Below are 26,305 nucleotides of genomic sequence, written 5' to 3' on the forward strand. Positions count from 1 at the left end.
TATGCGTATTTTTCCGCGCAGTGCATTTGGTCAAACCGTTTTTTTGGTTGGTGCACTGCTGCTTATCAATCAAATCGTATCTTATATTTCGGTTACGCTTTACGTTGTAAAGCCTTCTATCGAGCAAGTTAACTTAATGCTGGCGAAACAAGTTCGCACGGTATTTATTGGTCATCAAGATGGTGTGGAAATGTCGGATGAAGTTGCGGAGCAATTTTATTTGGCGACTGGCGTTGAGATGATGAGTGAACGTGAAGCGATGCGACACGGTTTAGAACAAGCCAGCGAATATCCTTATTTGTCTCGGGTGATGTCTGAATATTTGCAGGGTGAGGCGCGTGTACGCATTAGTCAGACCGATATTCTTGTGTATTGGGTTGAGCCACCACAAGCGCCAGGCTACTGGGTTAAAATTCCGTTAGTCGGTTTTCAAGAGGCGAATGTAAAAGTACTGACTTTCTATCTCGCCTTTATCGGTGTGTTAAGCGTGTTAGGCGGTTGGCTATTTGCAAGTCACTTAAACCGTCCTCTAAAGGCAATGCAAAAAGCGGCCAATAAGGTAGAAGTGGGTGATTATTCGAGCCAACTTCCCGAGCTAGGTTCAATTGAAATGATTGAAGTAACGCGTGCTTTTAACCAAATGTCACGTGGTCTTGCTGCGGTTGAAGAAGATCGTAGACTGTTAATGGCCGGTGTTTCCCATGATTTACGCACGCCATTAACACGTATTCGTCTTGCAACAGAAATGATGTCGGAACATGAGGATTACTTACGAGAAGGCATCATTACCGATATCGAAGATATGAATGCGATTATTGATCAGTTTATTGAGTATCTACGCAATCATAAGCTAAGTGATTTAGCACCAGACGATATAAATGCCCTTGTTTCGGAAGTGGTTGCATCGGAACAAAAGCAAGGCCGAGAAATTAGCTTTAGTGCTAACGAAGCGTTACCAAATATTCCAATCAGCCATGTTGCCATGAAGCGCGTAATCACCAATATGATTGAAAATGCGCTGCGCTATAGCGAAGAGGATATCACCGTTGTGACTCAATACTCTGCGAATAAAGAGTATGTTGAGATCCTTGTGCAAGACAAAGGCCCTGGTATTCCTGAGCACGAGTTAGAGCGAGTGTTTCAGCCGTTTACTCAAGGCGATCAGGCACGCGGTAGTGAGGGCAGTGGCTTAGGGCTTGCAATTATTAAGCGTATTGTCGATATGCATCAAGGAAAAGTAACACTGCGCAATCGTGCTGAGGGCGGTTTAGAAGCAAAGGTTAGCTTGCGAGTTCATTTAACAAACTAACCCTATGGTGCCTAGCTTATTTAGGCACCATAAATTTGTTCTGCGGTATTGAACAGTACCCATGATGTGACAATGTACTTATCATTGGAAACTGGAATACAGCCTCTGTGGGTGTGAGTGAAATACGCCGGTGCAATTACCATAGAGCCTTGCTTTGGTTTGATCTTTTTATTTTGATAATAGAATTCAGTTTCACCACCTTCTTCTACATCATTTAAATAAAACATAAACAGTAAAATACGGTGCAAGCTATCGTTATGGCCTTTTTGCGGATAAACCTCACTGTGCCAGTAGGGGTAACCACCTTGGCCTGCAGTGTATTTTTGCGCTTGAATTTGACCTAAGCGAAAAATTTGCTGCACTAAAACGGGTAACTGAGGGCGACCCACTTCATCGAAATTTTCTACCGTTAAGTCAACCGGCTGTTTGGTTTTTGGGTGATAAACTTTTAAACCAAATGCGCCAATAAGTGCAAAGAAGTGTTCTTCAAAATACTCAAATACTTTTTCGGTAGTGTTTTGCAGAATATGCTGTAGCTCACTTTGATATTCGATGTGTTGGTTCAAATATAAGTCTTGGCTATTTTTTTTACTAAGGTCAACGCCGCCACTGGTTTTGCCTTGTGTTAAAAACGGGCTGTTATCAAACTTAGTGAGGAAGTTGTCACAAAACTCCTTACTAAGTACATTGTCGTATACTCGAATAAAATCCTGCATTATTGACCTTATTATTTTAATTATTAATAAACATAACTATAGTGAGCACATATTTAGTTTATAAAGCTCATTTACTATGTTTAGTGAAACACTTATGCCGCGTTTTAGCGAAACAGATGCGTTAGGACATATCAATAATACAGCGCTACCGGTTTGGTTTGAAGCGGCGCGTACCCCTTTTTTTCGTTTCTTTACACCAGACTTAGATTGCAATAAGTGGAAGCTAATTGTCGCTAAAATCGAAGTGGAATTTAAAGGTGAGCTATTTTATGGTCAGGAAATTACCATAAACTCCAGCATTAGTCGTATTGGCAATGCGTCGTTTGTAATTTGCCAAGAAGTGTATCAGCACAATGAGCTCTGTGCGGTAGGTCACGCCACAATGGTGCGCTATGACTTTGATAAAAAAGCGTCGGTAGCACTTAACGATACTGAGAAAGCGCAGTTAATGGAACATTTTAAGGCGAGTTAATTATTTTTGAATAAGTGGCTCGCAGGTGAATCACACACCGTAACGGTAAATTGGTAGCCATACTGTGCGTTGTTATCTTTGCTAATGAGTAACACTTCATGATCGTTTAGTTCAACCGCTTTAGTGTTGTTTGGTTTACTACAGCGTGAATATTTGTCGGCTTCTTGACGATATGCAAACATGGCTACTAGGTGATGAATAACTGACTCGTAGCCTTGGTTTATCGGTATTGTTAATTCGTCAGTGGCGCCCGAATCATCATTAAAGCTAATGCTAAATGTTTCTTTCTCTGGCTTTTCTGGTTCAGGTGTATCAGATGGCGTTAACCTATTCTGCTGTTCGTTAAACTTAGCTTGCTCCTTTTCAGTGGTGCTGACGTTTGGGTCAATACTTTGGAAGATTCTATCAATTTCCTGTTGATCGCCTAACCACAGCGACATTAGCTGGAACAGTACGGTAAAACAAACAGTAAAGCGCATCGCATTGGAAAAGAAAGGGTGATTGCTTTTTGAAAAGAAGCGCACAATTTTAATGCCAAACGGTTTTGCCAATAAAATAGTAAATAAGTAAAAAGGAACAAACAGTTGGTAAATAAATAAGGCAAATACACTAATGCCTAACAGCCAGCTTGGCAGCACCATTAAAATGGCAAAGTTATGGGTATAATTAAAGTGCGTAGCAGACACACCGGTTACTTCATTTACTAACGACGCACTTGAGGCTAAAGCAAAGTTAGTTATAACTGCATAAAACAGTAAAATCACCGCTTTGCCAGCTAACGTGTCCCAAGCCTTGGTAAACCTCGGCCAAAACTCCATAATTAGGCCAACTAAAGTCAATAACGCTGCAAGCTGATAATCGCCTTGAAAAACCACAAGCAAGGCAAATGATAAACTATAGAGTTTTTCTGGCAGCGATAGCGACTGCCAAAAGTTAACTAGCTTTAATTTTACTAATGTTAACTTTGGCAGTTTTTGACTAATTAATTCCATTTAGGCGCTTTATTTTTATTATTAAGTAAGAGTAACTTATAGCATTTGTTTTAAGTAGCGACCAGTATGAGACACAGGATGTTGTGCAACTTCTTCAGGCGTACCTGAAATTAAAATCTCACCACCGCCAGAACCACCTTCAGGGCCTAAATCAACAATCCAGTCGGCAGTTTTAATCACATCGAGATTGTGCTCGATAACCACAATGGTATTGCCGTGATCACGTAAGCGATGCAATACAACAAGTAATTGCTGAATATCAGCAAAATGTAAACCTGTCGTCGGTTCATCCAGAATGTATAACGTTTTACCGGTATCGCGCTTAGATAGTTCGCGGGCCAATTTAACACGTTGCGCCTCACCGCCAGATAACGTTGTTGCCGCTTGACCTAGACGAATATAACTTAAGCCAACATCCATTAAAGTTTGTAACTTGCGTGCAATAGCGGGAATTTTGTCAAAAAATTCGCGCGCATCTTCCACAGTCATATCAAGCACTTGGTGAATATTTTTGCCTTTGTAGAGTACTTCTAATGTTTCACGGTTGTAGCGTTTACCAGTACACACATCACAAGGTACATATACATCAGGTAAAAAGTGCATTTCTACTTTAATTACACCGTCACCCTGACATGCTTCACAGCGACCGCCTTTTACGTTAAAGCTAAAGCGTCCTGGCTTGTAACCACGTGAACGGGCTTCTTGCGTGCCTGAAAATAACTCACGAATGGCAGTGAAAATACCTGTGTAGGTAGCAGGGTTTGAACGTGGAGTACGTCCGATAGGGCTTTGGTCAATATCAATGACTTTGTCGAATAAATCCATACCAGTAATGGATTTATAGGGTGCAGCTTCGGCAGTTGTTGCGCCATTGAGTTCAGTATGCGCCACTTTGAATAGGGTGTCGTTGATTAAGGTAGATTTACCAGAGCCAGAAACGCCCGTAATACAGGTCATTAAACCAAATGGAATTGATAGGTCGACACTTTTTAAGTTATTACCTGTTGCGCCTTTTAACTCCAGCCATTTATCTTGTGGCTGGTGGCGAGTCGCAGGTATTTCAATTGCTTTGGTGCCCGCTAAATACTGTCCGGTAATTGAGTCCTTACAGTTTACAATGTCGTCTCGGGTACCTTCGGCAATAACTTGCCCACCGTGCACCCCTGCGCCTGGGCCAATATCAATAATATGATCCGCAGCACGTATTGCATCTTCATCATGTTCAACCACAATTACAGTGTTACCTAAATCACGTAAGTGCGTTAATGTGGCAAGTAATCGGTCATTATCTCTTTGGTGCAAACCAATTGAGGGTTCATCTAAAACGTACATAACGCCAACAAGGCCAGCACCAATTTGGCTGGCAAGGCGAATACGCTGTGCTTCACCACCCGATAACGTATCGGCACTGCGCTCAAGTGATAAGTAATTAAGGCCAACATTTACCAAAAACGATAAGCGATCACTAATCTCTTTTAAGATTTTCTCGGCGATTTTTGCTTTTTGACCGCTAAAGCTTAGCTCGCTGAAGAAATGCTGTGCTTCACCGATACTCATGCGCGTTACCTGAGGTAGATTAGTAGTACCAATAAACACATTACGCGCTTCTTCACGCAAACGTGAGCCATGACAGCTAGGGCAGTCTTGATTGGTTTGGTATTTGGCTAGCTCTTCACGTACGGAATTAGATTCAGTTTCTTTGTAGCGGCGCGCCATATTGTTTAACACACCTTCAAATACGTGATTTCGCACCACGACATCGCCGCGGTCGTTACGATATTGAAATTCAATTTTAGTACGGCCCGAACCGTTCAGTACCACTTTTTGCGCATCGGCTGGCAGTTGTTCAAACGGTGTTTCAACATCGAAGTCGTAATGATTTGCAACGGCTTGCAGCATTTGGAAATAATAAAAGCTGCGCTTATCCCAACCGCGAATAGCACCGCCAGCAAGGCTAAGCTCTGGGTTTTGTACCACACGGCTTGGATCAAAATACTGGCGTACCCCTAAACCATCACAGCTTTGACAGGCACCCGCAGGGTTATTAAATGAGAATAAACGCGGTTCAAGTTCAGTCATGGCATAACCACAACTCGGACAGGCAAAGTTCGCTGAGAAAACAATTTCGTCTTTTTCTGGCTCATCCATGTAGGCGATTTGTGCCACGCCATTTGATAATTCTAATGCTTGTTCGAACGATTCAGCTAAACGAAGTTGTAGGCCATCTTTTACCTTGATACGGTCGACAACTACTTCAATTGTATGTTTTTTATGGAGTTCTAGCGTTGGCGGATCTGAGAGATCGCATACTTCGCCATCAATTCGCGCGCGAATAAAACCTTGTGCTGCTAAGTTCTCAAGTAACTTGATATGTTCACCCTTACGCTCTTTCACGACAGGGGCAAGCAACATTACTTTTGTGCCTTCGGGCAGCTCAAGTACCTGATCGACCATTTGACTAATGGTTTGTGCGGTGAGCGGTAAATTATGAGTTGGGCATCGCGGTTCACCAACACGGGCGAAAAGCAGCCTTAAGTAATCATAAATTTCGGTGATAGTGCCTACGGTAGAACGTGGGTTATGAGATGTTGATTTCTGTTCTATCGAAATAGCTGGCGATAAACCTTCAATATGGTCGACATCTGGTTTTTCCATTAAGGATAAAAATTGACGCGCATACGCAGAAAGTGACTCAACATAACGACGCTGACCTTCGGCATATAATGTATCAAATGCCAGCGATGATTTTCCTGAGCCAGATAAACCTGTGATAACAATCAGTTTATCGCGTGGAATGGTTAAGTTGATATTTTTTAAGTTGTGCGTGCGGGCGCCGCGAACCTCGATATGTTCCATTGTTATCCTATAGCATTAGCGAACAGCAATATTGCGCCTAGTATTGCATTATATTGTATAAATATACAGCCCTAACTTATACCTATGCCCCAAATGGCTTATCATGTTGTAAGGCTAAATTGCGTATTTAATAGAGCTTGGTAGGCGCAAATTTTAATGGGTAATAGTTTATTTAAGCAGAAATTACCTGCTTGGATCACCTTAAGTAGCGGAATTAGTCGAGTACCTGAAGCGATAAACACTTTTAACCAAATACGGGTTAGAATAACCAATAAGGTTTATGGTAAACTTGCCGCCTTAATTTTCTAATCATTATTTGCTAATTCGTTAATGTCAGCTTCTTCATTAAATGCTCTTGAAAAACGCACAGCGGTGTCGCTTGCATGCGTATTTGCATTTCGCATGCTTGGCTTATTTATGCTTATGCCTGTGCTTGCAATCTACGGTACTGAATTAGAAGGGTTTTCGCCTTTATGGATTGGTATTGCGATAGGCGCATATGGCTTAACACAAGCGCTTTTACAAATTCCTATGGGCTGGTTATCAGATAAATTTGGCCGTAAACGGGTGATTGTAGCGGGCTTAATTATGTTTGCGATTGGCTCGGTGATAGCGGCTATGGCCGAATCAATTTACACCGTAACCCTAGGGCGTGCATTACAGGGAATGGGCGCAATTGCCGCCGCTGTATTGGCGCTAGCGGCCGATTTAAGCCGTGATGAGCAGCGTCCTAAAGTAATGGCTGTTATTGGTATGTGTATTGGCCTTAGCTTTGCTGCAGCCATGTTGCTAGGCCCAATGATTGCGGCGTCGTTTGGCGTGAGTGGTATATTTTGGCTGACGGCATGTTTGGCTGTGTTGGGTATTTTTATAGTATTAACTGTGGTGCCAACCGCGGTAAATCGTGCACCAAAAGGTGATACATCTGCCTCTTTGAACGATATTAAAAACCTAGTGAAACACCCGCAATTAGTGCGTTTAAATTTAGGTGTGATGTTACTTCACTTAACTTTAACGGCGGTGTTTGTTGCGTTGCCGGCTGAACTTATTAAAGATGGATTAGCCGCAGAAATGCATTGGAAGCTTTATATTCCGGTTTTATTATTGGCGTTTGTATTTATGGTGCCAATGATGATTATTGCGATTAAAAAACAAAAAGAAAAAATGGCCTTTTTAGTGTCAATCGCACTAATTGTTGCAAGTTTAATGAGCTTAAGTTTGTTTGGTTCAAGCGCACTTATTATTGGCGTGTGCATGCTTATTTATTTTATAGCGTTTAACTTTTTAGAAGCCACAATGCCGGCATTGGTTGCGCGCATTTCTCCTGCAGGCCAAAAGGGGTCAGCAATGGGCGCTTTTAGTTCTACCCAGTTTTTAGGCGCGTTTTTAGGCGGTATTATTGGTGGGTATTTTGCGCAAGTGAGCGATGCTCAGACAGTATTTGCCGCAGCAACCTTGGTTGGGGTAATATGGTTTGCTATAGCGTGGGGAATGGAAGTACCACCAAAAAGTAAGCTGATAAGCTTACTCACTGAATTACAAGGGGAGAAAGAAAATTTTGACCCTGAAAAAGCAGCCGAAAAGTTAGCAAATGACCTTGCTGATTTACCGGGTGTATTAGAAACAACAGTAGTACTTGAAGAAAATCGTACATACTTAAAAGTAAAAGAATCAGAATTCGATTTGCAACAAGCAAAAGCGGTTGCAGGTATAGTTTAATTAAAGGAGACAGACCATGGCTCGTGGTATTAACAAAGTGATCCTAGTTGGTAATTTAGGCCAGGATCCAGAAGTGAGATATATGCCAAACGGTAACGCAGTTGCCAATATCACACTTGCAACGTCTGACAGTTATAAAGATAAAAACACGGGTCAGTTAGTCGATAAAACCGAATGGCACCGTGTGGTGTTTTTTGGCAAGTTAGCTGAAGTTGTTGGTGAATATTGCCGTAAAGGCTCACAAATTTACGTTGAAGGTAAATTACAAACGCGTAAGTGGCAAGATCAGCAAGGCCAAGAAAAGTATACAACTGAAATTGTGGTTGATGGCTTTACTGGTCAAATGCAAATGCTAGGTGGCCGCGGTGATAACGCGGGTAGCAATTCTGGTGGTGGTTTCCAACAGCAGAATCAACAGCAATCAGGTTTTGCACCACAACAATCACAAGGTTTTAACCAAGGTGGTCAACAGCAACAAGGTGGCTTTAACCAGCAACCTGCACAGCAGCAATCAGCGCCAGCACAACAGTCTGGCGGTTTTGCACAACAGCAAGGTGGTCAGCAACAATCTGGTGGTTTTGCGCCACAGCAGCAATCAGGCGGCTTTGCACCTAAGCAAAATGCACCACAAGGCGGCGCATCAAACCCAATGGAACCACCAATTGATTTTGATGATGATATTCCGTTCTAATCACTAAGATTAGTTAATAAAAAAACCAGCATTTTGCTGGTTTTTTTATGCGGTTATTTTACTTCAAGCGCATTTTTAGCGAAGTTCACACCCGCCCAACCTGTTTTTATAAAGTTGCGAATATTTTGGTGATCGTCGCCATTTGGGTGTTGTAACACATCTACTCGGTAGTAATCGCCAAAGCAGTTTAGCGTTTGCTCTTCATTTAAGTTGTTGAGCTTTGCAAAGCTGAAAACTTTGCAGCTACCCGCATTTTCACCAGCGTTATTGGTGAGCTCGCCATTGGTAAAGTGCTGCGCTGTATAGTTGTATGTTTCCTCAATCACAGCCATTACCTGTTGAAAAGTAACACTTTCAGGTGAAGTCTTGAGTTGTTCAAGTAGCGTTTCTAGGGTCATAATGTTTACGTCAAAAAGTTAAAAGCACACTATGCAACTTAATGGATTGTCAGTGAAATAGTATTTAGCTATTTGATATTTTGCTGTTTGAGTTTGGTTGCGGTAATCTAGGTGGTCAAACCAGTTGAGTTGAAAAAATAGTATGGCAAATAAATTAAGCAAGCTTGTTAATAAAATCTATAAACTGCCAAAGTCGACCCATGAATTTTTACTGACTAAGTTATTTACCAGTCAGGTTAAATTTGCGGGCACTGCAAAACTACGGGTTTTATCGATTAGTAATGACAAAGTAGTGGTTAAACTTGCAAATAAAAAGCGAGTACAAAACCATATTGGTGGTATTCATGCGGTTGGTGCAGCATTAGCTGCTGAATCAGCGTCGGGCATAGTGTTTGGTATGAATATGCCTGATAGCCACTTACCGTTACTGAAATCAATGACGCTAGAATACAATAAGCGCATGCAAGGTGATATAACGGCAACAGCGCAGCTATCATCTCAAGTGATCACAGCAATCAGCAGTGATGAGAAAGGGGACTTAATTGTGCCTGTAGTACTGTCTGATGAAAGTGGTGATAGCCCAATACATTGCGAAATTCGTTGGGCTTGGGTGCCGAAAAAGCGTCGTTAACAGCAGGCCTTTTGGGTTAGCGTGTTAGCAGCTAAATACGCTTTTAGCGCATCGATTTCTAACGGTTTGGCATACAAATAGCCTTGCTCTATGTCTATGCCTAAGGTGCGCACTATTTCATGTTGGGCTGTAACTTCAATGCCTTCTGCTACGGTGACAATATCGTGGCATTTGGCAATGGAAACAATCTGATGCAATAGTGCCGCATCTTGATCTTTTTCATGGATATGAGTGATAAAGCTGCGATCGATTTTTAACTCGTGAATTGGGTAGTCTCGCATTTGAGAAAGTGATGAATAACCTGTACCAAAATCATCGAGTGAAATTAAAAAGCCATAGCTCATTAGTTTTTCAAACAAGCCCTGCACCGCGCCTTTATCTTCAATAAAAATAGATTCAGTTACTTCTAAAATCACGCGATTTGGCGAGATTTGGTAATGCTCGACATGATGCTTAAGAATATCAAATAGCGGTGTGTACATTAGCTGATACGCCGATACATTTATTGATAAACTGATTTCAGTGTATTTCAAATTTTGCGCATAATCGTAAAGCGCTTGTTGAATAACAAACTCCCCGATATCGGCAATTAGCCCTGTTTCTTCTGCGATTGGAATAAATTTATCTGGTGCAATTAAGCCGAGCTTTCTATTGTGCCAGCGCAACAGAACTTCAACACCCTTAACTGAACCGTGAGCAGAGCAAATTTGCGGCTGATAGGTTAAATAAAGCTCTTTATTTTCAATCGCATGTTTTAGTTCAGTTTCAATGTCTACGCGTTGATGTAATTGCTCTGCTAAGCCTTTGTCAAAAAAACAGTAACGATTTTTTAGTTTTTTAGCTTCGAACATGGCTATTTCAGCATAAATTTCAGCAGTTTGTGGGTCAATATGTTCATCAGCATGGTAAATGCCGATACTTGCGGTTATTGAAAGCTGTAAATTATCGAGCATCATTGTTTGCTCAATAGCGTTTAAAATATTACGTGCTAACGAGCTACTTATACTGCGATCAACTGTTTGTAAAATAACAAAAAACTCATCGCCACCGGTGCGTACCGGCAAAGCGTTTGATGGGCAAGATTGCGATATGCGTTCGGCAATTAGTTGCAAGGTTTTGTCGCCAGTGTGGCGACCAAATCGGTCATTAATATGTTTAAAGTTGTCTAGGTCGATACACAAAAGGGTGTAGCGACCTTGATTATGAATTTGTTCATTAACTAATGTGTTATCAAAGAAATAGCGGTTCGCCAGTTTGGTGAGTTTGTCGAAGTTGGCTTGTTGATACAGTTTATTTTTGTAGCCAAGATCAAGTCGGTATAAGTGACGCGTAATAAAAAAAGTGGCAACAATAGTAAGCAAACCAAACGCGCCAATCCAACTGGCAAAATTGCTTACCTCGTTGTAGATAGTTTTTAATGGCACTCTAACCGCAATAAAAGTATTAAAATGCGTATTGTAAGAAATGCCAACTCTTACATTGGCAATACCTTGGGTGCGGTTGGTGTAAATAGAAACACCATCACTTTGTAAGTACTTATCGACTGGTCGGCCAGTGGCTTTTTTAATGCTTTTATTTACGTAGGCAACAAATGCAGGTGGCATAGGTTGGTTGTAGGCGTTACCAAGATCACCATGTAATGACTTTGGTGCTGTGTGGTAAAGGCTCCAATACTGATCTTTAATGCGTGGTTTTTGCGTAACCAATATCTCCATGCCTTTATCTAAAATATTGTAACGCCACGGGTTATATTGTGAGTTTAAATTTATCTCAGCCACCATTAAAAGCGGAGGTTGAGCATTGCTTAACTGCGATAAATAGCTAATCGCCATGCGCAGTGAGCCATCGTTTGCTTCGTAATACGGAATACTAAACAGCAATTTATTACTTTGAATAACCTGCTTAATGCCAAGCTCAGATAAATTTGTTGCAGGCTTAGCAGAGGTTTTTCGGGTTGTGTGTAACGCCGTTAGCTGCTGATTATTAGTAAGTTGGAAGTAACTTACATTCAAATAGCGGGGAAAGTTGGCGAACGTTTCTTGGTTTATTTGTGCCAACGCTTGCTGAGAGTATGGTTGCTTTAGCTCTGATAGCAATCTTTCAGCCATAGTAAACACGACTAAATGTTGTTCTAGCTGAGTAACTGAAGAATCCATAATGAATTCTGAGTGTGCTCTTATTTTCTCATCGACTTTGGCCAAATGATTTTGATAATGCATAGCGACAAGCGTTGTTGCTAAAACAAAAATTAGCGCAACAATAATGATAAAGAGGCGGCCAAGAAAAGAGCTGTAAAAATGTTTTATTTCAGACAAATCGTACATACATTAATGAAAAACGTTCCATTGCCTTGTTAGCAAATTAAAACTTTTAGGGTTTTATAGTATATCAACAATAGGCATGAAAGCCCTGTTTTAAATCAATCAAGTAATATAGATAACGCTAACTGTAGCGCAATTTTGGTGGTTTAACCTGCTAGCGTTTGGCTTTTACTAACTTTTGTATTGCCAAACCACACACTATAAAACCCAAACCTATAATCGTGGTGGAATGAATTGCTTCTCCCAGTAAGGTGTAGATAAAGATAAGTGATAAAAACGGCGAAATAAAAATTAAGTTACTAACACTCGCTGTGTTTTCAGCTTTTTTCATTGCCATTAACCACAGCACAAATGTAATACCCATTTCAAATAACCCAACATAACCTGCTGCTAGCCAAGCTTTGCCTGTAGGAATTTGCCAAGCGTTTTGCCAAGTCAGTACTAAGGCAATAAATGGTAAGCCGATAGAAAAACAAATAAATAAACTAATTACTGGTTTATCAGTGTTTTTGGTACTAAAAATCCAATACAGTGCCCAAAGAAGTGTTGATAATAAAGCAAGCCCAACACCCAGCGGGCTGTCAAAATTAAGCTCAGTAAATTGCCCTTTTGTACTAATAATCAGCACACCTAAATAGGCAAAAAGCAATGCGGCAATATCAACTTTTCGTAGGCGTTGACCGAGCATTGGTACTGCAAGCAAACTTAGTGCAATCGCCCACGTGTAATTGAGTGCCTGCGCTTGTTGTGCGGGCAGTAAATCATACGCTTTAAACAGAATAAGGTAATACAAAAATGGATTAAGTATACCTAATTTTAAATACAGTAAAGGTTTAGTTAAAAACGCCGTTTTGACATGTTTGTAGTCACCGTTCACAAGCAAAAATATAGCTAAAAACAACCAGCTAAATGCAGAGGCATAAAACACCAACTGAAGCGGTGTAAGTTGCATCAATGCGAGTTTAAACGCAGTAGCTACCGTCGACCATAAAAAGACCGCTGATAACGCGTACAGAATTGCATGTTTTTGGTTTTTTACCATTAGTCGTTTAATTTAATTGCAAAGATGAAAATGAGTGTGTGTATATTTTATAACATCTAGATGGCTATGTTAGTTAAATATGCTGATCTATATGGTTATTAATATGTTAAAAGCAGTATTTTAATTTTGAGAGTACAGTTTTGGTATTGATCTTTAGTATCTAGGACTTGCTGATTTGCTTTATAAAACGAAGTTGCAGTAACAACAGGTGCTCGCCTTGGGGCTAGCTAAGTTTTATACAATCACGTATACTTTTTGCGTTATGCGAATTTTATATTTAATGCTTATTTTCAGTATTTTTCTAAATCCACTTGCGGCGAACAGTATGCAAGGGGAGGAAATGTCGTGCGCTGAAACGCATCAAGTAGAAAAAAGCATGGAAAGTTCAAATCACAGTTGTTGTGATGACAGTCAAATGCAGCAAGAAATGGCTAAGCATGATTGCGAAACCTGTAATGATTGCAGCGCAAAATGCCATACCTCATGTTGTGTCTTTTCGGCATTCGCCTTTTCTGAGCCAATAGTAAAAGAGCTCGCGTATCTCACCATTGGGCTTTCAAACTACCCAACACCACTGCAAGTCAGCATTATACCGCCAATAGCTTAATTCAATATTTTAAGCCGTATTTGCCAACGTCAAATACACCTTATTTATTTGAATTGAGAACTAAATCTATGAAAAATTTATTAATTATTTGCTTAGCGCTTTTTACAAGCCTGAGTTTTGCAAATGTGTCATCGCCTAATCTGGTAAATGAATTGACACAATCACCCGCTAAAAGCACAAAGTTTGTCTGTCCAATGCACAGCCATATTGTTAAAGACCACCCAGGCAAATGTCCAATTTGTGGTATGGACTTAGTGGAGCTTTCAGCACCTGAAAGTAGTGAAGAAGTGGCGATTTCAGTGTCAGGGTATACTCAGCAGAGCATGGCGTTAACCAAAGCACCGGTTGAGCGCTCTACGTTGTGGCGTTTTATTGAAACCTTTGGCAAGGTTGAATATGACGAAAATGGCCTAACCCATATTCACCCAAGAGCAACGGGTTGGGTTGAGAACCTACAAGTAAAAACTTTAGGTGCACGCGTAAAAAAAGGTGAGTTACTTTATGAAATTTATGCACCTGAGTTAATTGTTGCTCAAGACGATTATTTATCCCTGCTTAAAACAAATCCAACGAATAAAGGCCTTAAAGAACGTGGCCGTACACGTTTACGTTTATTAGGTATGTCTGAAAAACTAATCGACCAAGTTGAGAAAACTAAAGAGTCACTGTTTCGCGTACCTTACTATGCACCACATGATGCGATAGTGTCTGAGCTTGGCATTCGTGAAGGTATGTATGTGCAGCCAGCAGTAAAGCTAATGACCTTGGCGGATCTTTCACAGGTGTGGGTGTTAGCCGATGTGTTTGAGCATCAAATTGATTGGGTGGAAAATGGTAAGTGGGTTGAGTTTGACCTACCTGCGATTGGTGTTTATGCCATTGAAGGTAAGATTGAATATATCTATCCAGCGCTTGATCCTAAAACCCGTACATTAAAGGTTAGGTTGTCTTTAAATAATGAAAACGGTTCATTTAAGCCAGATATGCTAGCAAATGTGCGTATTTATGGTGGTCCGAAAGAAGATGTGCTTAATATTCCGGTTGAAGCGCTTATTCGCACTGGCAAGCAGAATCGAGTGGTGGTAGAGCAGCATGATGGCACGTTTGTCTCCCGTGAAGTGATGGTGGGCATGATCACGCAAGGCCGCGCTGAAATTATGCAAGGGCTAGCACAAGGTGAACAAGTGATAACTTCTGGCCAATTCTTAATAGATAGCGAATCGAACATTCGCTCAGCTATTTTGAAAATGAGTCAAGATGGCAAACCTGCCAAAGCAATGCAGTCGCATCAACACTAGGAGGCGATTATGTTGCAGTGGATTATTCAAACCAGTTTAAAGTACAAAGTATTGGTGCTGTTATTGGCTGCCATGCTAGCAATATTGGGCGTTTACTCGGTAAAGCAAACACCGCTTGATGCCATTCCAGATTTATCGGATGTGCAGGTCATTGTTAAAACCAGCTTTCCGGGACAAGCACCTGAAGTCGTTGAAGAGCAAGTAACGTATCCGTTATCAACCAGTTTAATGGCGGTACCAAAAGCAAAAACGGTGCGGGGGTTTAGCTTTTTTGGTGACTCTTACGTTTACATTATTTTTGAAGACGATACTGATTTGTATTGGGCACGCTCGCGCGTGTTGGAATACTTAAACCAAGTTACCGCTAATTTACCAAGTGATGCCAAACCAACTTTAGGGCCCGATGCGTCAGGGGTTGGTTGGGTTTATCAATACGCTTTAATAGATAAAAGCGGCACACAAAACTTAGCTCAGCTACGTACTTTGCAAGATTGGTTTTTAAAATATGAATTACAGTCAGTGGCAGGGGTAAGTGAAATTGCGACTGTTGGCGGCATGGTACAAAGCTATCAAGTAGTGGTAGAACCGCTGAGGTTAATGCAGTATGGCATAACGCTTACACAAGTTAAGGCAGCGATAGAAAACGCTAACAGTGAGGTCGGTGGCTCGGTACTTGAAATGGCAGAAGCTGAATACATGGTGCGCAGTCGCGGCTTTTTAACCGATTTAGCTGCGTTTAAAGCCATTCCCTTAGGCATCATTAACGAAGATGGAAGCCCATTATTACTAGAACATGTTGCAACTATTCGTTTAGGCCCGCAGATGCGCCGAGGCATTGCTGAATTAAATGGTGAAGGTGAAGTAGTTGGTGGCATTGTGGTGATGCGCGATGGCGAAAATGCTCTTACAACCATTGCTAATGTAAAAGCTAAAATTGCCCAAATTACACCGAGCTTGCCTGAAGGGGTTGAGATTGTAACGGTTTACGATCGTTCAAACTTAATTGAACGTTCGGTTGAAAATTTACAGTCCAAACTGATTGAAGAAATGATTGTTGTTGCCTTGGTGTGCTTAGTGTTTTTAATGCATGCACGCTCAACGCTAGTGGCTGTGATTTGTTTACCGTTAGCGGTATTAGCGGGCTTTATATTAATGCGCTTAATGGGCATTAATGCCAATATTATGAGCTTGGGTGGTATTGCGATTGCGATTGGCGCGTTAGTTGATGCTGCCATTGTGATGGTAGAAAACTGCCATAAACACCTTGAGCATTATCGCGCTGAAACGGGCGAAAACGCTAAGGGAAAAGCGCATTGGCAGTTAGTAAGTCAAGCGGCTGTGGAAGTAGGGCCTGCACTTTTCTTCTCGCTAATTTTAATTACGGTGAGCTTTATGCCGGTGTTTGCCCTTGAAGCACAAGAAGGCAAATTATTTAGCCCGCTTGCCTATACAAAAACCTTTGTGATGGCGGCTGCAGCTCTGTTAAGCGTGACCTTAGTGCCTGTGTTAATGGGGTATTTAGTACGTGGTAATATTCCAAGTGAGCAAAATAACTACCTCACACGCGTGTTGGTAGCAATCTACCGCCCGATTTTAGACCTCTGCTTAAAAGTACCTAAATTTACGCTGTTGGTTGCTATTGTGATTGCGGCATCGAGTTATTACCCGCTTTCTAAATTAGGCAGTGAGTTTATGCCTGAGCTAGAAGAGGGAGACTTACTCTATATGCCAACCACACTGCCGGGAGTTTCCATTGCGGAAGCGGGTGAAATACTACAACAAACCGACCGCTTAATTAAAACTCAACCAGAAGTGCTTAGCGTATTTGGTAAAGTAGGCCGTGCGGAAACTGCAACCGATCCTGCACCGCTAACCATGCTCGAAACCACCATTCAGTTAAAACCAAAGAGTGAGTGGCGCGAAGGAGTTACCCTTGAAACCATTATTGCTGAGTTGCAAGCAAGCGTTAATTTTCCGGGGCTTGCCAATGCCTGGGTGCAACCGGTTAAAACCCGAATTGATATGTTATCAACTGGTGTTAAAACGCCAGTTGGCATTCAAATCTCAGGCGATGATTTAGCGCAAATTGAGCAAATAGGTCGTGATGTGGAGCGCATTTTAGCGGATGTTCCGGGTACCTTATCTGCTTATGCTGAACGGGCGCAGTCAGGACGTTATATTGATATTTCGCCAAGACGCAAAGACGCAGCAAAATATGGTTTGAATATTGCGGACATCCAAACGTTAGTAAAATATGCATTAGGTGGTGCGAGTATTGGGCAGTCGGTGCAGGGCAAAGAGCGCTTTCCAATTAATTTGCGCTACCCACGCCGTTATCGTGATCAAATTGAAGAGCTAAAAACATTACCGTTTTTATCACCAACGGGTGCATGGGTCACGCTAGAGCAGGTTGCCGATATTGAAATTAAAGATGGCCCAGCGGTGATTAAAAGCGAAAATGGTCGTTTTATTGCGTGGACATTTGTCGATTTAGCGCCAGATACCGTGATTGGTGATTACATAGCAGCTGCAAAAGCAGCTCTGGATAATGATTTGTTGCTGCCTGCCAAGCACAGCATTCGATTTTCAGGCCAATACGAATATATGGAGCGGGTTACCAGTAAATTGGAATTACTAACCCCAATTACACTGGCGATTATTTTTATCATTCTCTACCTTGCCTTTAACTCATCATTACAAGCAACCTTAGTGATGTTAACGTTACCGATGGCATTGGCGGGGTCACTGTGGTTCGTTTATTTGCTGGATTATCAGTTATCCGTGGCCGTTGCGGTGGGTATGATTGCGCTTGCGGGTGTTGCTGCTGAGTTTGGGGTGGTGATGCTGATTTACCTTAATCAGGCGTTAAAACAGCATAAGGATATTTTAACTGCGGTAAAACAAGGCTCGGTTCAACGGGTTCGCCCAAAAGCGATGACGGTACTGACTATCGTGATTGGCTTAACACCAATTATGTTAGGGAGCGGCACAGGCAGTGAAGTGATGCAAAAAATTGCAGCGCCGATGCTCGGCGGTATGGTGATAAGTCCGCTGGTCAGTATGCTGGTATTACCTTGCGCGTATTACTTGTTGTATCGTAATAAACGCACCCAAGCATAAAGCAAAAAAGCGCCAAAAGGCGCTTTTTTTCGAAGAGCATCAGGCCTAACTTTTTACCTTCTACGAATTGCTAACAGTGACATTAGTAGTAATAAGCAAATAGGTAAACTACCACTGGATGAGCTTGATTCTTCAGGTACCGGTGGGCCTACTGGGGTGACTGGTGCAACTACGGTAATGATTAACTCATCACTGCTGCTCGCGCCATGTTCATCGGTTGCTGTAAATGAAATGACAGCAGTACCCGCTTCGCTGCTAGCTGAAACGCTAGGCGTTAAGCTATCTGCATTAGTGATATTAATTGCAACACCCGAGACAAATTGCCACTGATAAGTCAGTTGCTCAGTGCGATCATCGCTCGCAGTTGCGGCATTTAATACTGTTGATGCATTTGTTGCCAACTCTATATCGTTACCGGCGTATACCTCAGGCGCGCTATTGCTATCGTCATCTGAAATGGTCACTTCAATCTGCTGGTTATTTAACAAGCTGTCATCGTTGTTTATAAGTTTTACAACAAAGCGCTCGTCATCTTCGATTGCTTGGTCATCAGTAATACTAAATACAATGGTTTTATTGCTCGAGTCACCATCATCCCAAGTAATTGTGCCATTTTCAAAAGTTACATCATCGCTAGTTGCTGTTAAATACTCAATTTGGTAATCAAAGGTTATTTGACCACGACTTCCACCTATGCGGCTCAATTCAAGGCTAGCATTACCTGCTGTTTCTGAGATGGTGCGGTTAGTTTCGATAAAACCGACTTTACCTTGGCTGGCAAGACCATTTATAGTGACTTTCATAATACGATTGTCGCCAATTTCAAGGTTGCTCGATGCGTTATGAAGGCGGATATAAAAGTCTTTTAGTGATGTTTCACCGTTATCGCTTAGTGCCATGCCAATAACTTTTGGCGCAGTATCGTTAGCGTTCCATTTTAATATGTGACTGTTATTACGCAGTAACATATCGCTATTTAGCTTTGCACTGCCATTGATAACTTCAAATTCAATGGTTGCCTCTTCACTTAGTGCTATTGGCTTGTTGATGGTGATACGAAGTTCATCACCGCGCTCTGCAATTAAATCGGTTTGTTCAAAAGCCGCGTTAGCAGTGCTACTACGAGAATTATCTTTAACAATATATAAGCCGCTATTAATATCGCTGATTAAAATATTGCCAGACGGTAAATAAGGGTATGTGCCCCAAGCACCGTTGAAAGATGGGTTATCTGACGATGGGAATGTATCAAAATAGCCTACTTCAACTGGGTTTTTTGGGTTGCTAATATCAAGAATAGTTAAACCACGCTCATAGTTTGACATGTAATAACGGTTGCCTTTAACAAAACCATTATGATCTATGGTGCGGTTGTTACTGATCCACTTACCAACAATCGTTGGCTGGGTTAAATCAGCTAAATCGAGAATGCGTACTGTAGTATTGAGCCCACCTTTATTTTCATCCCATTCATCATGCACATACACATAGCGTTTGTTTTCGTGCCACCATCCCGAATGAATATATTGGCTGCTACTATCAACATCGTCATAGCCTACTTGTCCTAGACGTTCAGTATTGGCTGTTTGAGTTGCATCCCAAATGCGAATCTCATCTTCATTAAAATCAATAAATACATCACATACACCGTTATTCGCATTTACACAGTCGCGCGTTGCTCGAGTGTCATTAATTGTCATGCTGGTGGCATCATGGGTGTAATTAGCACGTGATGATGAGCCTATATCAAACTGTTTACTCGGGTTACTTGGTGTTGATAAGTCGTAAGTGGTAAAAGAACCGCCGTACTTATTTGAGCCCACCACTTGCATTTTTGCCGTTTGATCATTGAGTGGCAGATTTAAACTGTAATCGACCCCGTTAATATAGACATTGTGCGCGCTATTCACTGTGAAGTTAGTACCAGAAAGCGATACCGATGTAGGTAAATTATTTAGGTTAATAATCTGCACGCCAGTGTTTGCTTCAGCTGTTACATAGGCGTACGCTTGATAGGCGTTTAATGTCTCGTCGTAATATTGCAGTACTTTTATATCGCGCCACGTCGTATTTGCGCCAGCGACATGACCAACTAATGTTGGGTTTGTAGGATCGGCTAAACTGTATACGCGAATACCATCAGAGAACCCCATAATGGCATATTCAATGCCGTTATTTAAATCAACATGCCCCCAAATATCATTGCCAGAGGTGTTTGCTGGCAATGGTACATGGGCAACTAAATCTACATTGTTACAGGAATACGAACCGGCGCGGCCATTTTCACATGCTGTGCTACTTTGCTGCTCAAAAAGTGCTTGGTGACGTGCTAGTTTTTGTTTTAGCTGTTTTGAAATCGTTAAGCTTTTAGTATCTGCAATCACGTTAAAACCAGCTTTTTGCAGCATGTCATGCAAAGCTATTGGTGCACCAACGATTTGTGTTTTGTTGCGATTAGGGTTTTGTACTTGAAAGTGATCAAAACGGTTAAAGCCGCCTAAAACAGGTACTAACTCGCTTTGTAAATAAAATAGCTCAGATTCATTTTTTAACTCGTATTGACCGCTGCCAACCAATACTTTGTCACCTTTACTTGCTTGCGATACTGCGTAGGCGATGGATTTACATGGCCTGACGGGGTTGTTGCAGTCGCCTTTATCAATTCCGTTTTCGGTTACATAACGCGCCTTATCATGTTCTGTATGAGCGATCGCGTTCAGGCTAGTAATGCTACTTGCCAAAGCAAGTGTTAGCAGTGTAAGTTTCTGAGTCATCATAACTTTGTTAGGATCCTGTTCCTGTATTAATAACAGTGTAACTAATCAATCAAGAGAGTAAACCACCTTGCTGCGGTCATTTTGTATACTTTTGTTAATGAGCTTTTTATTTGCATGCAAAGAGCCATCGACCACTAAAATTGAATTTGTTGTAAAACAATATGACGTTCAACAAACTTGTGATGAGCGGCAAACACTTATGTGGTTTGTCTCCGAATTTAAATCGGAAAATGCAATCTCAATTAAGCCTAGTCATTTTTCATCAAACAGCGTTGCCTTAATTGGTGCAAATTGTGAGAAAAGCAGTTGGCAAGTTGAGCTTATGGCAGATGATTTAGACGGAAAAAAGCTATCATTTGAGATGGCGGTTCCGTTCAATGAAAATCACCTAAATCCACTTACTGCCGTATCACCACTTAACATTAGTGAAATGTTTTGGAGTTGGCAGTTAGGCCATAAGTTTTTCCGCTATGATGTTGAAAATGACTTCGCTTTTCACTTAGGCAGCACCGGTTGTAAAAGTGCATCGCGTTTACGGGCGCCTTCTGCACCCTGTACTTACCCAAATCGTTATCAGTTTGAACTAGCTCACTTCGATGCGCAAAAACCAATTATTTTAGATTTAGATCGTTTGTTTTCTGAGGTAGATCGTTCTCGATCTTGTATGAGTGAACAAGCGAACGAGATTTGTCAGCAGTTGTTTAGCAATTTAACAACTAAGATATTTTATCAGGAATAATATGCGTCGTTCTTTACTGTTGTTGGCACTATTACTTGTGGGTTGTAGCGAGCCAAGTAAGCCATACAAATGGCAACTACCTGAGGGCTTTCCGCTGCCTCAAGTACCTTCAACGAATCCGATGAGTGATGCTAAAGTTGAACTTGGTCGACACTTATTTTACGACAAAAACTTGTCAGCAAATGGATTGCAAAGTTGCGCGTCATGCCATCAGCAAGATAGGGCATTTGCCGAAATGATCCCAACTTCAATTGGCTCGACAGGTGAGCTACATCACCGCAATGCGCAGGCCTTAGTAAATGTCGCTTACAATAAAACACTGACTTGGGCTCACTCTGAAATGACCGAGTTGGAACAGCAAATTTTGCTTCCGTTATTTGGTGAAACACCGCTTGAAATGGGTGTGACAGGGCACGAAGAAGAAGTATTAGCACGTTTTAATACGCCAGAGTACAACGCATTATTTGAGCATGCTTTTGGCACTGAAGATGCGAGTTTCGATCATATAGTTAAAGCGCTTGCTAGTTTTACCCGTAGTTTGATTTCGTTTGAAAGTCGTTTTGATCAATATGCTTATGCCATGCAGGATGATGCACTGACAGCAAGCGAAATACGCGGTATGGATTTGTTTTTTTCAGAGCGTTTAGAGTGTCACCATTGTCATGGTGGCTTTAACTTTACGCAATCAACGACCCATCAAAAGCAGCAACTAGACCGTCATCCATTTCATAATACAGGCCTTTATAATATTGATGGCAAAGGGGCTTTTCCGCTAAGTGATCAAGGATTATTTACTATCACAGAAACGCCACAGGATATGGGCAAGTTTAGGGCGCCAACATTGCGTAATATCGCCTTAACAGCCCCTTATATGCACGATGGTAGTTTACACACGTTAGAGCAAGTAATTGATTTTTATGCCGATGCAGGACGCAATATTACAACTGGCAAGCATCAAGGTGATGGTCGTGAAAATCCCTATAAAAGTGCATTTATTAAAGGTTTTCAGTTAACTGAACAAGAAAAGCAAGACTTAGTGGCATTTCTACATACTTTAACTGACGAAAAATTTATTAAAAACAAAGCATTTAGTAATCCTTTTAAGCAATAATCACTTACCCATGCAGGGCTTTATATTGATTTTAATATCTATAAAGGTATATTGTATGCAAATATTGATTTCGATATAGAAAGCTAAATATGAACACAAATGCCTTTGCTAATTGGCAACCAAGCAAAGTAATGCAACAAATTACTACACTAGAAATGCACACAGGTGGTGAGCCGTTACGTATTATTACATCGGGATTTCCTACTTTAAAAGGCGACACCATTTTAGCAAAACGTCAGGACTGTTTAGCTAATCATGATGATTTACGAAAAGGCTTGATGTTTGAACCTCGCGGTCATGCAGATATGTATGGCGCATTGATTGTTGAACCCGAGCGCGATACCAGTGACTTGGGTGTGCTGTTTTTACATAACGAAGGCTACAGCACCATGTGTGGCCATGCCATTATTGCACTATCTAAAGCGGCAATTGAAGCGGGTGTGATACACAAAAAAGAAGGCGTTAATCAAATTAATTTTGATGTGCCTTGTGGCCAAATTCGCTCATCGGTAACCGTTAATAATGGTGAAATTAGCGACATTCGCTTTTTAAATGTGCCTTCATTCTTAGCGCTAAAAGCACAGCAAATAGAAGTTAAAGGCATAGGGACGGTGACTTTTGACTTAGCCTACGGCGGCGCGTTTTATGCCTATGTGGATGCGGATGCCATTGGTTTGTCCCTCAAGCAAGATAACAGCAATCAAATTATTGATTGGGGCAAGCGTATTAAACAGGCGGTGATTGATAGCACCGAAATTAACCACCCTTTTGAAGATGATTTAAGCTTTTTGTACGGCACTATTTTTGTTTCGCATAGCCAAATGGAACACCCAGATTCACATAGCCGCAATGTGTGTATTTTTGCTGAAGGTGAGTTAGATCGCAGCCCAACAGGGTCGGGTGTTGCAGGTCGAGCAGCAATTCACTTTGCTAAAAACGAAGTTGAAGCACAACAAGAGATTGTGATTGAAAGTATTTTAGGCTCACAGTTCAGCGTTAAGGTAGTTGATACACTAGAATATGGTGATTACATGGCGGTGATCCCAGAAGTAAGTGGGAGCGCTAATGTGGTGGGTAAAAACACCTTTTATTTTAATCAGAACGATGCATTAAACACAGGATTTATTTTCCGATGAGTACCCCATTTTTATCACGCCAAGCGACGTTTCGCAGCTTATTAACCAGTTTACAACTCGATAGCGCATTGATTTTTGGCTACGAGAATATTCGCTATTTATCTGGTTTTAGCGGTCATGCGGCCTATTTAGTGATTAATCAAAATAGTGGTTATTTAGTCACTGACTACCGTTACGCAGAGCAAGCTACAAATGAAAGCCAAGGATTTGAAGTCATTTGTCGCGATCGTGATAACGAAACGTTAGGCCATTGCTTTAATCGCTTTATCGACAAAAATGCTAAGTTAGGTTTTGAAGCTGATCATATTAGTGTTGGGTCTTGGCAAGCGATAAATGCAGAGTTGTCAGTTGCACAATTAACACCAATACAAGGTGTTGTTGAACGTATGCGCTCTGTAAAAGATGATTGGGAAGTAAAGCAAATTGAGCTTGCTGCAGCGATTGCTGACCAAGCACTGAACGAAACCTTGCCTTATTTTAAAACCGGAGCCAGTGAGCGCGATATTGCACTTGAGCTTGAATATCGCATGCAAAAGCTCGGTTCAAACGGCATGAGTTTTGACACGATTTTGTTATTTGGCGAACGCACCTCTTTGCCACATGGTATGCCGGGTGATCGCAAACTCACCGTTGGTGATTTTATTACCCTAGATTTTGGCGCCGTAATTAATGGTTATCGCTCCGATATGACGCGCAGTTATATTTATGGCGAAGCCAGTGAAAAACAACAATTGGTTTATCAAACTGTCGCAGATGCACAGGCAGCTGCTATGGCTGAAGTGGTTGCAGGTGCTGCTGCAAACAATGCCTTGAAAGCAAGTCATCGAGTCATTGAAAATGCGGGCTTTGCTGAGTATGCAGGTGAAGGGTTAGGCCATGGCGTAGGATTATTTTTACATGAATTTCCGATTATAAAACCAAATTGTGATTACCATCTTGAAGCCGGTAATGTCATTACGATTGAACCGGGAATTTATATTCCAAACTTTGGTGGTGTGCGTTTAGAGGATGATATTTTGGTTACTGAAAATGGCTTTAAGTTACTGACTCATGCCCCTAAGCAAATGATTTTACCTGAAAGACGTTAAGTGGATACGCCATGAAAATAATTGAAAAAGAACGGGTGTTATCTAGCCTGACGTTTGATGCCTTAATTAATGCACTTAACACTAGTTTTGCTGGCAACTTTTTAATGCCACAGCGACAAGTGTTTGAATTACAGCCGGGTGATCCTTCTCATAATGCATTTGCCGTTTTACCTGCTTGGGATGAAGAGGTAATTGGGGTGAAATCCTTTACTTATTTCCCGCAAAATGGCGAGGCGGGTTTTGAATCTTTATATTCAAAAATTATGTTGTTTGACCGAGCGCATGGTGTACCGCTTGCGCTGGTGGATGGCACAAGTGTGACGCTTTGGCGCACCGCTGCAGTTTCTGCACTTGCGGCACGTTATTTAGCACGTGAAGATGCTGAACATTTAGTGTTTTTTGGCAGCGGTAACCTTGCCAGTTATATGATTAAAGCGCACTTGTCAGTTCGCAGTTACCGCAAAGTGACCATTATTGGCCGTAATCGCGGTAAAGTAGATAGCTTGATTAGCCAGTTACAAAGCGAATTTAGCCACGTTGCCTTTATTGCTGGGCAATCTGATAAAGAAACGATTGCAAGCGCTTGCACAATTAGTTGTGCAACAGGCTCACCGGAGCCATTATTTGATGGTAACTGGCTGAGTGCTGGTGCGCACATTGACTTAATCGGTAACCATCATAAACATTGCCGAGAGTGTGATACGCAAACGGTAACACAAAGTGAGGTTTACGTGGATGGCCTAACAAACGTGTTAAATGAAGCGGGCGAGTTGTTAATTCCGATGGCTGAAGGAGCGTTTAGCCAACAGCAAATAAAAGGTGAATTAGCCGATTTATGTGCTAAACGCGTTTCAGGTAGGCGGCAAGAAAACAGCATCACATTGTTTAAATCGGTAGGGACGGCACTTAGCGATCTTGTGGCTGCTAACCTCGTTTATAAGTTATCTAACTAAGTTGGGAATGAGCATGAAATTAGAGCTGTTATTAGTTGGCGGGTTCATATTACTTTGGGGCTTGGAGCCTTGGGTATATTATTTTTTGTGCCGTCAACGAAAACGCTCTTGGCGCGCTTGCGCGATTGAAAAAGCCACCTTAGTTGGCTTACAAGATTTGATGCCATTTCATAGCTTTAAAGATAAACAAATGATGCTGCAATACTGTTTTGAACAAACCAAACATAGCGTGATTGTTGATTACGATAAGTCTTGCTTAACGGCGCTTGAGAATAACCAAGAAGTGTTTATTTTTGTTGATCCAAGCAACCCAAGTAGCGCTTTTTTAT

The 26,305-nt window shown here is 41.5% G+C and carries 21 protein-coding genes; 14 read left to right on the forward strand and 7 right to left on the reverse strand.

Going from position 1 to position 26,305, the window contains the following annotated elements; translation table 11 throughout:
- The first annotated feature begins 1 nt into the window (after nucleotide 1).
- On the forward strand, nucleotides 2-1,309 hold the full coding sequence (gene envZ, locus ACHSBP_RS15660) for a two-component system sensor histidine kinase EnvZ (protein ID WP_395389557.1): 1,308 nt from the start codon (nucleotides 2-4) through the stop codon (nucleotides 1,307-1,309).
- Between the two features lie 20 nt (nucleotides 1,310-1,329).
- Here the strand turns inward: envZ and ACHSBP_RS15665 are convergent, their stop codons facing one another.
- The gene (locus ACHSBP_RS15665) at nucleotides 1,330-2,025 is read right to left on the reverse strand and encodes a 2OG-Fe(II) oxygenase (protein ID WP_100914311.1); all 696 of its coding nucleotides are present in this window, start codon (nucleotides 2,023-2,025) and stop codon (nucleotides 1,330-1,332) included.
- Nucleotides 2,026-2,101: 76 nt separating this feature from the next.
- On the opposite strand from ACHSBP_RS15665, the gene ACHSBP_RS15670 reads away from it, so the two are divergent.
- Nucleotides 2,102-2,497, forward strand: coding sequence for a thioesterase family protein (locus ACHSBP_RS15670; protein WP_336435750.1), 396 nt, complete (start codon nucleotides 2,102-2,104; stop codon nucleotides 2,495-2,497).
- Here the strand turns inward: ACHSBP_RS15670 and ACHSBP_RS15675 are convergent.
- Together ACHSBP_RS15675 and uvrA are read right to left on the reverse strand one after the other, a co-directional pair.
- On the reverse strand, nucleotides 2,494-3,489 hold the full coding sequence (locus tag ACHSBP_RS15675) for a hypothetical protein (protein WP_395389558.1): 996 nt from the start codon (nucleotides 3,487-3,489) through the stop codon (nucleotides 2,494-2,496). The two genes, ACHSBP_RS15670 and ACHSBP_RS15675, sit on opposite strands and share 4 nt — an antisense overlap.
- A 36-nt stretch (nucleotides 3,490-3,525) precedes the next feature.
- Complete coding sequence (gene uvrA, locus ACHSBP_RS15680; protein ID WP_395389560.1) at nucleotides 3,526-6,345, reverse strand: excinuclease ABC subunit UvrA; 2,820 nt, start codon at nucleotides 6,343-6,345, stop codon at nucleotides 3,526-3,528.
- Nucleotides 6,346-6,675: 330 nt separating this feature from the next.
- Between uvrA and ACHSBP_RS15685 the strand changes: the two genes are divergently transcribed.
- Both ACHSBP_RS15685 and ssb read left to right on the forward strand, forming a co-directional pair.
- Nucleotides 6,676-8,064, forward strand: coding sequence for an MFS transporter (locus ACHSBP_RS15685; RefSeq protein WP_054978203.1), 1,389 nt, complete (start codon nucleotides 6,676-6,678; stop codon nucleotides 8,062-8,064).
- 16 nt (nucleotides 8,065-8,080) lie between these two features.
- Nucleotides 8,081-8,755, forward strand: a complete 675-nt coding sequence (gene ssb / locus ACHSBP_RS15690; RefSeq protein ID WP_395389562.1) for a single-stranded DNA-binding protein — start codon at nucleotides 8,081-8,083, stop codon at nucleotides 8,753-8,755.
- A gap of 53 nt (nucleotides 8,756-8,808) precedes the next feature.
- On the opposite strand, the gene ACHSBP_RS15695 is transcribed toward ssb, so the two are convergent.
- Complete coding sequence (locus ACHSBP_RS15695) at nucleotides 8,809-9,153, reverse strand: HopJ type III effector protein (protein ID WP_395389564.1); 345 nt, start codon at nucleotides 9,151-9,153, stop codon at nucleotides 8,809-8,811.
- A gap of 142 nt (nucleotides 9,154-9,295) precedes the next feature.
- On the opposite strand from ACHSBP_RS15695, the gene ACHSBP_RS15700 reads away from it, so the two are divergent.
- Nucleotides 9,296-9,784, forward strand: coding sequence for a DUF4442 domain-containing protein (locus tag ACHSBP_RS15700; RefSeq protein WP_395389565.1), 489 nt, complete (start codon nucleotides 9,296-9,298; stop codon nucleotides 9,782-9,784).
- On the opposite strand, the gene ACHSBP_RS15705 is transcribed toward ACHSBP_RS15700, so the two are convergent.
- Both ACHSBP_RS15705 and ACHSBP_RS15710 read right to left on the reverse strand, forming a co-directional pair.
- On the reverse strand, nucleotides 9,781-11,940 hold the full coding sequence (locus ACHSBP_RS15705) for a putative bifunctional diguanylate cyclase/phosphodiesterase (protein WP_395389567.1): 2,160 nt from the start codon (nucleotides 11,938-11,940) through the stop codon (nucleotides 9,781-9,783). The genes ACHSBP_RS15700 and ACHSBP_RS15705 overlap by 4 nt on opposite strands.
- 319 nt (nucleotides 11,941-12,259) lie before the next feature.
- The gene (locus ACHSBP_RS15710; RefSeq protein ID WP_395389568.1) at nucleotides 12,260-13,147 is read right to left on the reverse strand and encodes a DMT family transporter; all 888 of its coding nucleotides are present in this window, start codon (nucleotides 13,145-13,147) and stop codon (nucleotides 12,260-12,262) included.
- A 340-nt stretch (nucleotides 13,148-13,487) separates the two neighbouring features.
- Here ACHSBP_RS15710 and ACHSBP_RS15715 point away from each other — a divergent pair, with 340 nt between their 5' ends.
- The 3 genes from ACHSBP_RS15715 (at nucleotide 13,488) to ACHSBP_RS15725 (ending at nucleotide 18,172) form a co-directional block, all read left to right on the forward strand.
- Nucleotides 13,488-13,754: a hypothetical protein gene (locus ACHSBP_RS15715; RefSeq protein ID WP_395389569.1), complete on the forward strand. Its 267-nt coding sequence runs from the start codon at nucleotides 13,488-13,490 to the stop codon at nucleotides 13,752-13,754.
- Nucleotides 13,755-13,822: 68 nt separating this feature from the next.
- Nucleotides 13,823-15,052 (forward strand): efflux RND transporter periplasmic adaptor subunit, encoded by a 1,230-nt coding sequence (locus ACHSBP_RS15720; protein ID WP_395389570.1) that lies wholly within the window; start codon nucleotides 13,823-13,825, stop codon nucleotides 15,050-15,052.
- A 9-nt stretch (nucleotides 15,053-15,061) separates the two neighbouring features.
- Nucleotides 15,062-18,172: an efflux RND transporter permease subunit gene (locus ACHSBP_RS15725; RefSeq protein WP_395389571.1), complete on the forward strand. Its 3,111-nt coding sequence runs from the start codon at nucleotides 15,062-15,064 to the stop codon at nucleotides 18,170-18,172.
- 53 nt (nucleotides 18,173-18,225) lie between these two features.
- Here ACHSBP_RS15725 and ACHSBP_RS15730 read toward each other — a convergent pair whose 3' ends face one another.
- Entirely contained in the window at nucleotides 18,226-20,949 is a 2,724-nt protein-coding gene (locus ACHSBP_RS15730) for a choice-of-anchor B family protein (protein ID WP_395389572.1), read from the reverse strand.
- 97 nt (nucleotides 20,950-21,046) lie between these two features.
- On the opposite strand from ACHSBP_RS15730, the gene ACHSBP_RS15735 reads away from it, so the two are divergent.
- The 6 genes from ACHSBP_RS15735 to ACHSBP_RS15760 form a co-directional block, all read left to right on the forward strand.
- The gene (locus tag ACHSBP_RS15735; RefSeq protein WP_395389573.1) at nucleotides 21,047-21,688 is read left to right on the forward strand and encodes an MbnP family protein; all 642 of its coding nucleotides are present in this window, start codon (nucleotides 21,047-21,049) and stop codon (nucleotides 21,686-21,688) included.
- Nucleotide 21,689: 1 nt separating this feature from the next.
- On the forward strand, nucleotides 21,690-22,799 hold the full coding sequence (locus ACHSBP_RS15740; protein WP_395389574.1) for an MbnH family di-heme enzyme: 1,110 nt from the start codon (nucleotides 21,690-21,692) through the stop codon (nucleotides 22,797-22,799).
- Nucleotides 22,800-22,888: 89 nt separating this feature from the next.
- Nucleotides 22,889-23,935: a proline racemase family protein gene (locus ACHSBP_RS15745; RefSeq protein WP_395389575.1), complete on the forward strand. Its 1,047-nt coding sequence runs from the start codon at nucleotides 22,889-22,891 to the stop codon at nucleotides 23,933-23,935.
- Nucleotides 23,932-25,023, forward strand: coding sequence for a M24 family metallopeptidase (locus tag ACHSBP_RS15750; RefSeq protein WP_395389576.1), 1,092 nt, complete (start codon nucleotides 23,932-23,934; stop codon nucleotides 25,021-25,023). The genes ACHSBP_RS15745 and ACHSBP_RS15750 overlap by 4 nt, the downstream gene beginning before the upstream one ends.
- Before the next feature lie 11 nt (nucleotides 25,024-25,034).
- Nucleotides 25,035-25,976 carry an ornithine cyclodeaminase family protein gene (locus tag ACHSBP_RS15755; RefSeq protein WP_395389577.1) on the forward strand — a complete coding sequence of 314 codons (942 nt, stop codon included), beginning with the start codon at nucleotides 25,035-25,037 and terminating at the stop codon, nucleotides 25,974-25,976.
- Between the two features lie 13 nt (nucleotides 25,977-25,989).
- On the forward strand, nucleotides 25,990-26,305 hold a 316-nt coding region (locus tag ACHSBP_RS15760; protein ID WP_395389578.1), incomplete at its 3' end, for a hypothetical protein.

Source organism: Pseudoalteromonas sp. XMcav1-K, from assembly GCF_044005875.1.
In the GTDB taxonomy this organism is placed as follows: Bacteria; Pseudomonadota; Gammaproteobacteria; order Enterobacterales; family Alteromonadaceae; genus Pseudoalteromonas; species Pseudoalteromonas spongiae.

Bases quoted from the DNA above. Each gene is read 5' to 3' on its own strand.
- envZ (WP_395389557.1), top strand. From the start codon at position 2: ATGCGTATTTTTCCGCGCAGTGCATTTGGTCAAACCGTTTTTTTGGTT.
- ACHSBP_RS15665 (WP_100914311.1), bottom strand. From the start codon at position 2,025: ATGCAGGATTTTATTCGAGTATACGACAATGTACTTAGTAAGGAGTTT.
- ACHSBP_RS15670 (WP_336435750.1), top strand. From the start codon at position 2,102: ATGTTTAGTGAAACACTTATGCCGCGTTTTAGCGAAACAGATGCGTTA.
- ACHSBP_RS15675 (WP_395389558.1), bottom strand. From the start codon at position 3,489: ATGGAATTAATTAGTCAAAAACTGCCAAAGTTAACATTAGTAAAATTA.
- uvrA (WP_395389560.1), bottom strand. From the start codon at position 6,345: ATGGAACATATCGAGGTTCGCGGCGCCCGCACGCACAACTTAAAAAAT.
- ACHSBP_RS15685 (WP_054978203.1), top strand. From the start codon at position 6,676: ATGTCAGCTTCTTCATTAAATGCTCTTGAAAAACGCACAGCGGTGTCG.
- ssb (WP_395389562.1), top strand. From the start codon at position 8,081: ATGGCTCGTGGTATTAACAAAGTGATCCTAGTTGGTAATTTAGGCCAG.
- ACHSBP_RS15695 (WP_395389564.1), bottom strand. From the start codon at position 9,153: ATGACCCTAGAAACGCTACTTGAACAACTCAAGACTTCACCTGAAAGT.
- ACHSBP_RS15700 (WP_395389565.1), top strand. From the start codon at position 9,296: ATGGCAAATAAATTAAGCAAGCTTGTTAATAAAATCTATAAACTGCCA.
- ACHSBP_RS15705 (WP_395389567.1), bottom strand. From the start codon at position 11,940: ATGGATTCTTCAGTTACTCAGCTAGAACAACATTTAGTCGTGTTTACT.
- ACHSBP_RS15710 (WP_395389568.1), bottom strand. From the start codon at position 13,147: ATGGTAAAAAACCAAAAACATGCAATTCTGTACGCGTTATCAGCGGTC.
- ACHSBP_RS15715 (WP_395389569.1), top strand. From the start codon at position 13,488: ATGTCGTGCGCTGAAACGCATCAAGTAGAAAAAAGCATGGAAAGTTCA.
- ACHSBP_RS15720 (WP_395389570.1), top strand. From the start codon at position 13,823: ATGAAAAATTTATTAATTATTTGCTTAGCGCTTTTTACAAGCCTGAGT.
- ACHSBP_RS15725 (WP_395389571.1), top strand. From the start codon at position 15,062: ATGTTGCAGTGGATTATTCAAACCAGTTTAAAGTACAAAGTATTGGTG.
- ACHSBP_RS15730 (WP_395389572.1), bottom strand. From the start codon at position 20,949: ATGATGACTCAGAAACTTACACTGCTAACACTTGCTTTGGCAAGTAGC.
- ACHSBP_RS15735 (WP_395389573.1), top strand. From the start codon at position 21,047: ATGAGCTTTTTATTTGCATGCAAAGAGCCATCGACCACTAAAATTGAA.
- ACHSBP_RS15740 (WP_395389574.1), top strand. From the start codon at position 21,690: ATGCGTCGTTCTTTACTGTTGTTGGCACTATTACTTGTGGGTTGTAGC.
- ACHSBP_RS15745 (WP_395389575.1), top strand. From the start codon at position 22,889: ATGAACACAAATGCCTTTGCTAATTGGCAACCAAGCAAAGTAATGCAA.
- ACHSBP_RS15750 (WP_395389576.1), top strand. From the start codon at position 23,932: ATGAGTACCCCATTTTTATCACGCCAAGCGACGTTTCGCAGCTTATTA.
- ACHSBP_RS15755 (WP_395389577.1), top strand. From the start codon at position 25,035: ATGAAAATAATTGAAAAAGAACGGGTGTTATCTAGCCTGACGTTTGAT.